We start from the raw sequence: 12613 nt of genomic DNA, 5'->3' as shown, positions 1-12613 counted from the left end.
TCCTTGCCGTACAGTCAGTTCGTTTTATTCGACGTGCGTCTGGCTTGCCGGGCCCCTAGGTCAGAGAGCTGACGCCATAGCAGTTCATGCCTGGCTGGAGAGGCGGTCATCGGCCCAGCCTTGCCTGACCCGTAGGGGGAGGCGATGCTTGCCGATGACAGTGTTTGCCGGTCCCCGCTTTTCCCGGTCGTGCTGCGCCGCTGCAAGCTGCGTCGCACTCATGGTCCACTTTCAGACGTTGGCGCTATAGGGCAGGGGTATCCAGGCGTAGTGCGTTCCGACGCGTTGGACTTGGCCAAGACCCGGAAAGCCGTGATGTGCTCCGGCAACAATGTATCTTTCGTCCGCGGCTTCCGCGAAGGCGGCGGCTCGAGCCGCGCAAGCCATGTCCGGATCGAGATCGATTGTCACCGTCACCTCGGGCCGATCGTATTGCAGGAAATCACCGTGCACGATGTCGCCCCAAATAACGAGCTTATCACCCCCGCGTTCAACGGTGACGGCGCTATGACCCGGAGTATGGCCAGCCCGGAGGGCAGTAGAGAATCCTGCAATGGGGGATGCGCCGTCCTCGAAGCTCTGAAGCCTGCCGGCCGCGATGTACGGGGACAGTGAGCCTAGGGCCTCCTCGACCAAGGAGGCGAGGGTTTCAATCGTCCGCGCTTCTCCGGCTGGCGCCAGCCAGAAGTCCATTTCCCGACGGTTCACATGTACTGTCGCGTTCGGGAAGGTCATCCGCCCGTTGGTAACCAGACCTCCCGCGTGGTCCGGGTGGATATGCGTCAGGATGATGTCGTCCACCTGCTCGGCGAAATGGCCGGCAGCCGAAAGATTGCTCGGCAGCCTGCCCAGATCCGGCCCCATCAGGGTTCCCGTACCAGCGTCGATCAGGACCAGCCGCTCGCCGGTGTTGACAAGGTAGGCGTTCACCGAAGTTTCGACTGGCGATGCTTGGAAACGCTGAGCGAGATGCTCGATGACATCCTGCGGTGGAAGGCCTTGGTACAGGGTATCCATCGGGAGCCCAATGGTCCCGTCCGATAGAGCCGTAACCTCGTAGTCACCAAGCCGTATCCTATAATAGCCGGGAGCTTGTTTCCCACTTGCGGGGGCGCCGGCCTGCGCGGACTGTGCCACTGTGGCACCCATGCCAACAGCTAATCCCATGCCCCCGGTGTATTTGAATAGTGTACGACGTTTCATCGGTGTTCTCCTAACACGGTCGACTTCTGTTCAACTGCGAGGTAAGGACGTTTTCTGTAGTGATCAAATCGATGCGAGGAATGATGTCCATCGACCATTTCAATCTTCGTTCGTTCGACCTTAACCTTCTGGTCGCCTTCGATGCGCTGATGACTGAGCAGAGCGTGACGCGGGCGGCGCAACGGCTTCGGATTGGCCAACCGGCGATGAGCCACGCCCTCGCGACGTTGCGGATGCTGTTGCAAGATGAGCTATTTGTCCGATCGGGCCAGACTATGCAGCCGACCTTACGAACAAGAGCGCTCGCCGGGCCAATCCGGCAGCTCCTGTTGCAGGCCGAGGCCGCACTCCGGCAGCAGCAGGTGTTCGACCCGGCCACCGAGTGCCGATTATTCCGAATTGCCATGTCACCTGAGGTCGAGGTGCTTGTTCTGCCCGCCTTGGTGGCACTTATCGGCCGGGCGGCCCCGGGGGTCTCCGTGCAATCTGTACCGGCGCAGGGAAATGATCTCGATGCCGCACTTGAGAACGGCGGCGTCGATCTGGTGGTCGGCTGCAGACCCGCCTCGCCGGCAACGGGGGAGAGTTCGGTGCTGTACGAGGTCGATGCGACCTGCTGCTACAATCCCGCTTTGGTGGAAATCCGGGGGCCGATTTCATTCGACGGCTACATCGCCGCCCGGCATGCGCTCGCCTCGCAGGACGGAAGTCTCCAAGGATACATCCGGGATGCCCTCCGGGCGGCTGGGCCGCAGCTAAACGTGGTCATGGAGCCAATGGGCTTTTTCTCCGCACTTGCTGCTGCGCAGGCGAGCCCCCTTGTTGCGACAGTGGCGCGCGATGTGGCAGAGCGGTTCGGGCGGCCGCTTGGTCTCGTTGTGGACGCGCTGCCGATTCCGCTGTCATTGCCAGCTGTGCGAATGCGGTGGGGCAGACACGCAGCAAACGATCCAGCAATCGGGTGGCTGCGGGAGCGCGTCCGTGAGGCCAGCGAAAAACGTAGGTCTCCACCGTGTCCGAGCTAGAAGAAATATGAACTCTGACGAAAGGGGTACATGCTCATGTGGGTGGCGCCGCCCCGGCTATGCTTTCTCTTTGGTCCGCACGAAGACAGAACTTGCGACTGGTTGAACTGTCGCGCTCCATCCCGCTACGAAGACATAGAAGATTCGACCGACTGACCAAAAGATACTCCCGTCAATCGGATCGCCTCTTCCCACAGGCGGGCGGCGATCTGCGGGTCCGCGGCTTGCTCGACAATTTTCGCGGCGACCGGATAACCACGGGTCTCGCCCATGCGGTTGGGGCCGTAGTAACCTCCGGGTCGGGCATCGGGCGAAGTGGCCGCGTAGAGGGTTGGCAGGGCGCCTTGTGCAACGGGTTGAAACAGGAACGGTAGGTAAGTCCGCATCAGGCTACTGAAGTGCCAGCGGTTTGCGGAATTGGTGATGAGGTCGCTGCGCGAGACGCCGGGATGTGCGCCGATGCTGTCAACGCCCCATGCATTCGCCTGGCTGCGCCGCTGCAACTCAAGAGCGAAAAGCACGCAGGCCAGCTTCGATTGGCTATAGTTGACCATCGGCTTGTAGGAACGCTCTGCATTGAGGTTGGAAAAATCGATGGCACCACCGTTCGCAGCAATGCTCCCAAGGGTAACGACACGCGGTTCGTGACCCAGGCGGAGCAAGGGCAGCAGATGCGCGGTCAGCGCGAAATGGCCAAGGAAATTGGTTCCGAACTGCAGCTCGAAGCCGTCCTTCGTCAGTCGCTTGTCCGGGGGGGCCATGACGCCTGCGTTGTTGATCAGAAGATCGAGGCTGTCACGTCCCGCGCGCAATCTCTCTCCGAATGCCGCAATGGAGTTGAGGTCGGCGAGGTCGATCTGTTCAAATGAAACATTTGCGCCCGGCGTTGCCGCACGGATGCGATCAACCGCGGCTCTGCCGCTGGTCGGGTTTCGGCCGGACAGCAAGACCGTGGCGCCGGCGCCCGCCATCGCAACCGCAGTTTCATAGCCAATGCCACCCGTTCCGGTAATCACCACTGAGCGGCCTTGAAGCGAGGGGAGGTCTTTGGTGGTCCATCTGCTCATTTGCGCGTCCTCAAATTGCAGGTAAATCCTGCAGCATTTGTCCGACCTAAATGGATGCTGCAACGGTGCGGCGCATGCCTGAACCACGCGAAAATTTGCCTAATCCTACAAACCTCTGGTTTAGCGGGTGGGCTTTCGCCACACTTGGCGACGGAAGCTGTTGAAAGGACTGGGTGGTGGATGCCGAACTCGTAGGTACATTGTCAGAATATGTTGCGTCCGCCGGTGGGACCGACGCCCTTTCCCGCACACCGATAGATGAAGTTCTGGTGTTGTGCAGCACGCAGGCGAGTCTGCCGTTCAGGCAGATGTACAAGCCGTCGCTATGCGTTGTGGTGCAGGGGGCGAAACGAATCGAGGTCGCGGACAAGGTCCTGGACTACGCGGCGGGCAGCGCCCTGGCCGTGAGCGTCGAGCTGCCAGCCTTCGGTTGCGTGACGAAGGCGAGCAAGGCGGAACCGTTCCTTGGACTGACGATCGAGTTTGACGGCGACACCTTGCGCGGGGTTTTGGAGAAGCTGCCAAAGCCGCCGGCAGTCGGGCCATCCGGATCTGGCCTGTTTGTCGAAACGCTCAGCGCCGGGGCGCGCGACTGCATCATCCGGCTGGTCCGGCTTTTCAACACCCCCGAGGCGGTTCCGGTGCTCTATCCGGCAATCATCAGGGAGTTGTATTACTGGCTTCTGACGGGGCCGAACGGCGGGGAACTTCGCAAGATGGTGCAGGTGGACAGTCATACCCGCCGGATTGCCGACTCCATCATTCACCTGCGCCGGAACTTCAAGCGCCCGTTCCGGATTGACGAACTGGCCGAGGTCGCCTGCATGAGTACGTCATCCTTTCATCAACACTTCAAGACCCTGACTTCGATGACGCCGTTACAGTACCTGAAGCAGCTTCGGCTGATCGAGGCTCGGCGGCTCATGGTAACAGAAGCGGCGACCGTCACCCGCGCCGCTCTCGAGGTCGGCTACGAGAGCCCTTCGCAGTTCAGCAGGGAATATTCCCGGCTGTTCGGCTGTTCGCCAAAGCGGGATGCGGCCGCTCTCCGACCTTACGGGGAGCAGTTGACCCTCTGAGCGTCGGCTGGCAGCGCCAGGTCAAACAACAGGACTTCCAATACCGGTCAAGACTCCATCTCACGGCCCGCCTTCGAAAAGAAATCCAAAAAAGCCTCAAGCGCCGGGGGTTTGTGCCGACGGCTCGGGTAATAGAGATGCCATGCAGGGAGCCGGGGTGAAAAATCAGACAGCAACCTGACCAGACGGCCGTCCGTAAGGGCCTCCTGCGCGTAGGGTAGCGCCACGCGAGCCAGCCCGGCTCCGCCGATAGCCGCCGCAACGGCATGGCGCGCGTTGTTCACTGTGAGCCTTCCCTCGGGCGTGAAGGTGATCTCCTGGTCTCCGTCGCGGAAGCGCCATGCGAAGATCGTGCCGCTGGGGAAGCGGATCCGGGTACAGTCGAACTCTCTCAGATGCTGCGGTGATCGCGGAATGCCGTACCGATCGACGAATGTCGGAGAACCCACGACCGCATAGTCTTGCTCCGGCCCCAGAGGAACGGCGACCATATCCTGCGCCATTTCAAGTCCGAGCCGGATACCGACGTCATAGCCTTCGGCCACTATGTCCACGTCCTTCGCATCCTCGATGATCTCGAGAGTGATCCCCGGATAAGTGTCAAGAAACCGAACCATGTGAGGCACGATCAGCCAGTCCAGCGCCGGTGCCGGTGCATTGACGCGGACCCGGCCCGTCGGCTGCCCCTTCATTGAGCGCACTTCCTCAATGCTGGATCGGATCTCCGCTAAGGCCGGCGATAGCCGTTTCATCAGCAGATCGCCCGCTTCGGTTAGTACGACGCTGCGCGTGGTCCGATTAAAGAGCCGGACCTCCAACGATTCTTCCAATGCGCGGATCGTCTGGCTCATGGCCGATCCGGTCACGCCGCGCTCGCGTGCGGCGACCCGGAAGCTGCCGGCACGGGCAACGGCGAGAAAGGCCTCGAGATCGGAATGGCGCATGGCGGGTCATAGTTAAGATTTGGTAATCTATATGGTTAGCTGCGGCCGCATGGTTTTTCCAGCCTGCGCTCTCCAACTTTGTCGTGACACCCGCTTCTCATGCACCGGAGCACTTCTGACATGTCCGACACTTCTCTCCGCGCTCCGGTTCGCAATGACCATCAAACGTCGGATTATCAGGCAATTTTTTTCGAGCTTCGGGCACGCGAGATTGGCCGGTTGTGCGCGACAATCAGACTCAGCCTGAAAGCGGAAAAGCACTTCATGACAAAACCGTTCGAGCCACGCAAAAAGTTGCCCCGGTTCGGCTGCACATTGCGACTTGCAGCGGCTTTGGTGCCGTGTTCGCAGATTGTGTCTGCGCAGACCGTCGATGGCGAGCGCCTTTACCAACAGCGTTGCGCATCCTGTCACAGCCTTGAGGACAGCGGGCGTGGAGCAGGTCCCACACTCGCCGGTGTGTTCGGGCGTCCTGCAGGCAGCGTCGAGGGCGCCCGCTATTCCCACGCTCTCGAGGAAGCGGATCTCGTTTGGGATGCAGAAACTCTAGACGCGTTTCTGGCGGACCCACGCGAAGTCGTGCCCGGCACCATGATGGCCGTCCGGATCACCGACCCCGCTCAGCGGCAAGCGATCGTCAGCTTTCTTGAAGCGCACGGGAGTGGGGGAGAAGACCCCTGATCCCGAGGCGAGACCCAACCATAACAGGCAAGAGGAACCAAGATGGTCAATCTGAACGTGAATGGTCGAAGTGTAGAGATCGACATCAGCCCAGATACGCCACTGCTCTGGGCACTCCGGGATGAATTGAAGCTCACGGGCACGCGCTATGGCTGCGGAGCGGGGATGTGCGGCGCCTGTACGGTGCATCTGAACGGCGAGGCCATGTTTGCCTGCCAGCTCCGCGTCGGCGATATCGAGGGCGACACGATCACCACGATCGAGGGTCTGTCTCCCGAAGGCGATCATCCGGTTCAAAAAGCCTGGATAGCGGAGCAGGTTCCCCAATGCGGCTATTGCCAGTCTGGCCAGATCATGCGGGCCGCCGCGCTGCTGTCCCGTTCTCCCCAGCCGAGCCGCGACGAAATCGTCGACGAGATGTCGGCCAACCTATGCCGCTGCGCCACCTACTCACGGATCATTCGCGCGATCGAACGCGCCGCACAGGAAGGATGACTCATGTCAGGTTCACTCTCCAGGCCGACCAGACGCGGATTTCTCGGCGGCGCGGGCGCCTTGTCGTTCGCATTGATGAGCGGCGGCGGTGTTGCCGTCATCGGCCGATCGGTCGAGGCGCAATCCCTGAATGGCGGGCAAATAAATGCTTGGGTCACGATCACGCCGGATGATCGCATGACGATCATGTACGGCGGGGCTGAAATGGGGCAGGGGGCGAATACGGCGCTGCCCATGATCGTCGCGGAAGAACTCGATGCCGACTGGAGCACGGTGTCGACCGAGCAGGTCGGCAACGACCTGGACGGGGTCTACGGAAACCCGTCGATCGGCGGCATTCTGTACACCGCCGGCAGCTACACGGTCGAGGGGTACTTCAACGGCCTGCGGCAGGCCGGTGCCCAAGCGCGCCAGATCCTGCGCCAGATTGCTGCCGCGCATTGGAATGTGCCGGTCGCAGAGGTAACGACCCGTCAGGGCACACTGCTGCACAACGCCACCGGGCGGACCATGCGGTACGGCGAGGTCGCCGCTCTCGTGCAGCCCGACATGCCCGTCGAGGCAGTGGCCGATGAGGACCTGAAGCCGCGCTCCGAATGGACGATCATCGGCACCGATGTCGACCGACTCGATATCCCGGACAAGACGACGGGGGCGACGCGGTACTCCATCGATGTGGACGTGCCTGACATGGTCTATGCCGTGCAGCTTCTGGCACCTGTGGAGGGAGAAGCGCCGACAATCAACTCGGATGCCGCCGCGCGTGCCATCGACGGAGTTCTCGACGTTATGGCCCTGCCCAATTCGGTCGCGGTACTGGCCAGGTCCTTTTGGGCCGCCGTTGCCGGGCGCGAGGCGCTTGACGTAAGCTGGACGGAAACATCGCCGTTCCGCACGGCCGACAGCGAGGCGGAGCTGCAGAACCTCACGACGGCCGCCGATGACCCGAATGCCGACGTTGTGGTCTGGGAAAGCCGGGGAGACGGGGGCGAGGACTACTCCGCCGGCAACGTCATCACCGCGCACTATACCACGGAGCACGTCTATCATGCTCAGATGGAACCCCTGAATGTCGTCGCCTCGGTCGACGAGGATGGTCTCGGCGCCGAAATCTGGATCGGCACTCAAAGCCAAACGGTCTCTGTCGCCATCGCTGCCGCAGTGCTGGGTACGACGCCGGACCGCATCCGGCTGAATGCCATGCAAATGGGCGGTGCTTTTGGACGGCGGACATGGTTCGCCCGCGAGATGCTGCGCGACGCATTGATCTTGTCGCGTGCCGCAGGACGGCCAGTCAAGCTGGTCTGGACCCGCGAGGATGACGTCAAGCAGGGGTGGCTGCGCGCCGCTACGGTGCAGCGATTCGACGCAATCCTTGGCGAGAACGGCGCCTTGGAGGCATTGCGTCATCGCGTCGCCGCGCCCTCGACCTTCCAGTTCGTCCAGCCCGACAGGTGGAATCCCGAGGTTCGAACGGACCCGCTGATTATGGAAGGCAGCGAGAGCCGGGACTACGATATTCCCGAATTCCGCGCAGAGCACATCCAGGCGCCACGGGTCTCGCGACTTTCTGCATGGCGCGGAATCGGGTGGGGACCGGTCTGTTTTGGTCGGGAATGTTTCATTGACGAACTTGCTGAGCAGGCGGGTTCCGACCCGGTGAGTTTCCGGCGGCGGCTGCTGTCGAATTCGCCCCGGGGACTGGGCGTATTCGATGCCGTGGTGGCGATGTCCGATTTCGGAAATGCGCCTGAGGGTAGGGCCCACGGCATTGCCTTCGCCGGCTATAAATCGAGCTATGCCTCGGGAGTGGCGGAGGTCTCGTACGAAGGGGAACGGCTTAGGGTTCACCGGTTCTGGGCGGCCGTCGACCCCGGGCTTGCGATCCATCCGCAATCCTATCTCTCTCAGGTAGAGGGTGGCATTCTGTTCGGCCTGTCCTCGGTCCTGGCGGAGCGGTCATCCTTCACGGCGGGCCAGATCGATCAGAACAACTTCTACGATTACGAGCCGATCCGCATGTACGACGTGCCAGAGATCGAGGTGCAGATCATTGACTCAGACAATCCACCCAGCGGCGGAGGGGAAATAGGCGTCCCGATGGCTGCACCCGCGATCGCCAACGCGGTGCGGGCGCTGACGGGCGCCGCACCCAACCGGCTCCCTTTTCCTCGCCGGACCTAACTGGACGGTCGGTGACGCACCCACGGGCCCCAGCTGCGCCAGTCGTAGAAACGTCTTGCCATACGGTGCTCGTCGCGTTCTCCAACGCGGCGAGTGACGGCACCAAAAACGACAGCCGAAGGGTGAGAGGCCGCCAGCAAGTGGCTGCTCCTTTGGAAAATTTTGCCAGGATCTTTGCGAACAGGCGGAAGTAGTCAGAGACATTCTCGGGTTGACGCCGTCAACCGGGCCCGCCTATGGTTGACGATGTCAACGTGGAGGGTTCAGATGCCGACTATTCTAATCACCGGCGGTCACGGTGGTATTGGCCTCGAATGCGTTAAGCACGTCGCGGCAAAAAAGTACGACCTAGTTCTGCTGGGGCGAAATGTTTCGAGGATGGATGAGGTTGCAGAGGACCTTCGCGCAAATTTCGCGGTGAAGGTGAGCCCAATTCAAGTGGATCTGGGGTCATTGGCTTCAGTCCGCGAGGCAGCTTGCCGTTGCCTCAGCTTGATTGAAAGCGGTGAGATTGCAGGTCTTCAGGCAGTCCTGTGCAATGCGGGTGCGACGTTCCGAGGTGAGCCGACTTATACTGAAGATGGTTACGAGCTGACCTTCACGACGAACTACCTCGGGCATTTCCTGCTTGTCCAGTTGTTGCTCGACGCCTTGGACAGGGAGGGGCGCATCGTCTTCACCGCGAGTGGCACCCATGACCCGGATACGGCAGACGGTCGGTTCATTGGTCGGGCCACGAAACCGGTGGCGGAGGTGCTGGCGAAAGCAGGACTTGACGGTCACCCGCCTCTTACAGGAGGCGAGCGTTATACCACCTCCAAGCTCTGTGTCATACTGCACTGCTACGAACTGGACCGGAGGCTAAGGGCGGCCGGCCGGGGCATCACGACCATCGCTTACGACCCCGGTGCCATCGCCGAAACCGGATTGCTCAGGGATCTCCCGGGGGCGGCACGCGCAATGATAGGCTCGCGCGTCATGCGCTGGCTGATGAGGCGGTTCGGTCTGACGCTTGGTGACCTCGAACAGTCGGGACGTGCCCTTGCCGACCTCGCGACTGCGACCGCTTACGGCTCGGGGTGCTACTATCAATGGCAAGACGGGGCCTTGGTCGAGAGGCGCTCCGCGGCAATGTCGTATGATCTGGAGTTGGCGCGGGATCTTTGGGCGGAATCCAAGAGGCTTTCGCGGCTTGGCCAGGACGAGGAGCCGGGAATGCTATTATGAGTACGTACGAAACGCTGGTCGAGACCGCCGCAAATCTGCTGGATTGTGGAGGCGAAGCGGCAGTGACTTTGCGCGCGGTCGGCAAAGGCGCGGGCCTTTCGCACAATGCTCCATACAAGCATTTCGAGAGCCGTGACGCCCTGCTTGCCGCCGTTGCTGCGGCGGATCTCGACAACCTCACCGCCTCATTCGCCGAGCTTCGCAAGGCGGAACAAGCACCCAAAGACATGCTCATGAAGGCCATCGGAGCACTTGTGACCTTTGGGCGCGAACGGCCGGCCCGCTACCGCCTCGTGTTCAGTGTTCCGGCCCTCGCACGCAATCATTCCGACTTGCAGAAGAAGAGCACCGCCTGCGTGGAACAAGTCATGGCCATGGTTGTGGAATGCCAAAGGGATTTCCAACTCCCTGACGCATCAGCCAAGGTTCTGACAAGTCTCTTTCTCGCCACCATGCACGGGCTCGTCTCTATGGAGGCCAACGGGGTCCTGTCAAAGGAGAAAGGGCTGCCGAGTATCGAAGAGGGGCTCGATCTGATGTTCGAGCTGTTCTCCCGATGATTGATGGGGGGCATGACCACTTCGTATTGAGTAGCCCGGCTTAACAACCCATTCTGATATTGCAGCCTTATTTGGTTACTTCCGCCCTGCCATTTGATGCCAGAGGTCCTGGGGCTGGGCGATGAGAGCTTTGCCCGAAGTACGTCATCACTGTGCCGGGCATTGCGACGGCATCTCATCGCAGGAGTTCTTATGTCTCTCTACACGATCAACAGAAGAAGAATCATGCTCACGGCGATTTCGTCCGCATCCGCTTCTCTGACAATGCCTGCCAGCATGTCACTGGCGCAGACGGCGACTGCGAGCGCACCGGCCGCTCCTGGCCAGAATGCCGGGTACTATCGCTTTCGGGTCGGTGAGGACATCTCGGCCACCGTGCTGAGCGACGGGTTGATCGGCGGCCCGCCGCAAGTCTACGCCAGCACCGCCGCGGAAGCGGAGCTTGAGGAGGTTCTGACTCGTGCCTTCCTGCCGACCGATCGGCTGACGCTGAACCTCAACACTCTTCTGGTCGAGGTGAATGGCAGACGGATCCTTCTCGAGGCCGGCGCCGGGCAGACGATGGGTCCACAGGGCGGGGCCATCTTCGCGAACCTCGCCGCCATCGGTCTGACTCCGGGCGACATCGACATCGTGGTTGTCTCGCACACTCACCCAGACCACGTCGGTAATCTGCGCGCAGCCGATGGCGGTAGTGCTTTCCCGAATGCCACAGTTTTTGCGCCCCGTGCTGACTGGGACTTCTTTGTGAACAATGACCCGGATCTGTCTTACATGCCAGTTTCGGCAGACTTCCGTCGCAATTTCTCTGCGGCCATTAAACGGAGCGTAGAGCCCATCGTAGATGAGATTGAACTCTACGACGCGGGAGACGAAATCGTTCCCGGTTTGACCACTATTTCGGCCGTCGGCCATACGCCCGGCATGGCGAATTTTCTCGTCCACTCAGGCGCCGACCAGTTGTTGCTGACGGCGGATCTTGCCTATCACCCTGTGGTCAACATCGACCAGCCCTGGTTGCCCGGACCCGATCGGGACAAGGAAACCGCGCTGGCGTCCCGGATGCGGATTTTCGAGATGGCCGCTGCGGACGGGATGCTCGTCCTTGGCTTCCACTATCCGTTCCCCGGACTTGGCCGGATGCTACGCACCGACGCCGGCTACGCGTGGGTGCCGGCCAACTGGCAGTTCTGAGACGTGATGTTGCCCCGGACCCAAGACGGCCTGCGGCCGGATGGGCCCGGGGTGCGACGGTCCGTTCAAGCACGGCTGCGCGAGGCGTTAATCTCTTCCGACAGTTGCCGGCACTTGGCACCTGCCCAGTCATGCGCATCCTCTCCGAAGAGTAGCCGTCGAGCCGGCTCGGACGCAGCTGCCTCGGCGACAATCATCGCGACAGGGTCTTCAGGGTCGCTTGGCTGCGTGCCGTTTGCCTGCGCAATGAAACTTCGGAACCCTTCCACCGCCTCCGCATAATCTGCAGTTTCGAATTGTCCCTGACGCGCGGTCGATGGGTCGAGGAAGTTCGTGCGCATCATCCCCGGCTCCACGATCAGCGAGCGGATGCCGAGCGGAGCAATCTCCTCGGCAAGGCCCTCCATCCAACCTTCGAGAGCGAATTTCGATGCCGCGTAGACCGAGCCGCCCGGATTGGAAACGAGCCCGTTCACGGACGAGATGGTCACGATCAGGCCGGACCGCTGCCGGCGCATCGTGGGCAATACCGAACGTGCAACGTTCATCGCACCAAAGAGGTTGATGTCGAACTGTCGGCGCACGTCCTCCTCGGGAATCGTTTCGAACCCGCCTAGCTGAGCGCGGCCGGCATTGTTGACCAGGACATCGACACGGCCGAACCTTTTCAGGGCCGCATCGTGGGCCGCCGACGCCGCCTCCGGATCCGTCACGTCGAGCGGCAGCACCAATAAACTGTCCTCCGGGGCAGAGAGGCCCTCTGCGCCCCCGTCGACAACTGCGCTGGTGGCGACAACCTTGTCGCCAGTCTGTATCGCATCGCGGGCGATCAGGTGTCCCAGCCCTCTGCCGGCACCGGTGATGAACCATACTTTGTCAGACATATTCAGCTCCACATACTGTTTGACATCCAATGTGGGCATCTCGTCGGCGATCGATTAGCGCATGGATAGT

12 protein-coding genes are annotated in these 12613 nt (G+C 61.4%); 8 read left to right on the top strand and 4 right to left on the bottom strand.

Going from position 1 to position 12613, the window contains the following annotated elements; genetic code table 11:
- Nucleotides 1–231: 231 nt before the first annotated feature.
- On the bottom strand, nt 232–1203 hold the full coding sequence (locus FDP22_RS16030) for an MBL fold metallo-hydrolase (protein ID WP_138575206.1): 972 nt from the start codon (nt 1201–1203) through the stop codon (nt 232–234).
- An 80-nt stretch (nt 1204–1283) separates the two neighbouring features.
- Here FDP22_RS16030 and FDP22_RS16025 point away from each other — a divergent pair, with 80 nt between their 5' ends.
- A complete protein-coding gene (locus FDP22_RS16025; RefSeq protein ID WP_138575204.1) occupies nt 1284–2228 on the top strand; it encodes a LysR family transcriptional regulator in 945 nt (314 codons plus the stop codon).
- A gap of 125 nt (nt 2229–2353) precedes the next feature.
- On the opposite strand, the gene FDP22_RS16020 is transcribed toward FDP22_RS16025, so the two are convergent.
- Entirely contained in the window at nt 2354–3295 is a 942-nt protein-coding gene (locus FDP22_RS16020) for an SDR family oxidoreductase (protein ID WP_138575202.1), read from the bottom strand.
- 176 nt (nt 3296–3471) lie between these two features.
- Between FDP22_RS16020 and FDP22_RS16015 the strand changes: the two genes are divergently transcribed.
- A complete protein-coding gene (locus FDP22_RS16015) occupies nt 3472–4374 on the top strand; it encodes an AraC family transcriptional regulator (RefSeq protein ID WP_138575200.1) in 903 nt (300 codons plus the stop codon).
- Nucleotides 4375–4421: 47 nt separating this feature from the next.
- Here FDP22_RS16015 and FDP22_RS16010 read toward each other — a convergent pair whose 3' ends face one another.
- Nucleotides 4422–5318 carry a LysR family transcriptional regulator gene (locus tag FDP22_RS16010; protein WP_138575198.1) on the bottom strand — a complete coding sequence of 299 codons (897 nt, stop codon included), beginning with the start codon at nt 5316–5318 and terminating at the stop codon, nt 4422–4424.
- 120 nt (nt 5319–5438) lie between these two features.
- Between FDP22_RS16010 and FDP22_RS16005 the strand changes: the two genes are divergently transcribed.
- The 6 genes from FDP22_RS16005 (at nt 5439) to FDP22_RS15980 (ending at nt 11659) form a co-directional block, all read left to right on the top strand.
- Complete coding sequence (locus FDP22_RS16005) at nt 5439–5999, top strand: c-type cytochrome (RefSeq protein ID WP_205910797.1); 561 nt, start codon at nt 5439–5441, stop codon at nt 5997–5999.
- A gap of 42 nt (nt 6000–6041) precedes the next feature.
- Nucleotides 6042–6494 carry a (2Fe-2S)-binding protein gene (locus FDP22_RS16000; RefSeq protein ID WP_138575196.1) on the top strand — a complete coding sequence of 151 codons (453 nt, stop codon included), beginning with the start codon at nt 6042–6044 and terminating at the stop codon, nt 6492–6494.
- Between the two features lie 3 nt (nt 6495–6497).
- The gene (locus FDP22_RS15995) at nt 6498–8678 is read left to right on the top strand and encodes a xanthine dehydrogenase family protein molybdopterin-binding subunit (protein WP_138575194.1); all 2181 of its coding nucleotides are present in this window, start codon (nt 6498–6500) and stop codon (nt 8676–8678) included.
- 267 nt (nt 8679–8945) lie between these two features.
- The gene (locus FDP22_RS15990) at nt 8946–9905 is read left to right on the top strand and encodes an SDR family NAD(P)-dependent oxidoreductase (protein WP_170317731.1); all 960 of its coding nucleotides are present in this window, start codon (nt 8946–8948) and stop codon (nt 9903–9905) included.
- A complete protein-coding gene (locus FDP22_RS15985) occupies nt 9902–10465 on the top strand; it encodes a TetR/AcrR family transcriptional regulator (protein WP_138575190.1) in 564 nt (187 codons plus the stop codon). The genes FDP22_RS15990 and FDP22_RS15985 overlap by 4 nt, the downstream gene beginning before the upstream one ends.
- 192 nt (nt 10466–10657) lie before the next feature.
- Nucleotides 10658–11659 carry an MBL fold metallo-hydrolase gene (locus FDP22_RS15980; RefSeq protein WP_205910796.1) on the top strand — a complete coding sequence of 334 codons (1002 nt, stop codon included), beginning with the start codon at nt 10658–10660 and terminating at the stop codon, nt 11657–11659.
- Between the two features lie 65 nt (nt 11660–11724).
- On the opposite strand, the gene FDP22_RS15975 is transcribed toward FDP22_RS15980, so the two are convergent.
- Nucleotides 11725–12543: an SDR family NAD(P)-dependent oxidoreductase gene (locus tag FDP22_RS15975; RefSeq protein WP_138575188.1), complete on the bottom strand. Its 819-nt coding sequence runs from the start codon at nt 12541–12543 to the stop codon at nt 11725–11727.
- Nucleotides 12544–12613 lie beyond the last annotated feature (70 nt).

The organism is Paroceanicella profunda, assembly GCF_005887635.2.
Classification (GTDB): Bacteria; Pseudomonadota; Alphaproteobacteria; order Rhodobacterales; family Rhodobacteraceae; genus Paroceanicella; species Paroceanicella profunda.
The sequence above is the reverse complement of the archived record's forward strand: the minus strand, read 5'-3'. Positions and strand labels throughout refer to the sequence as shown.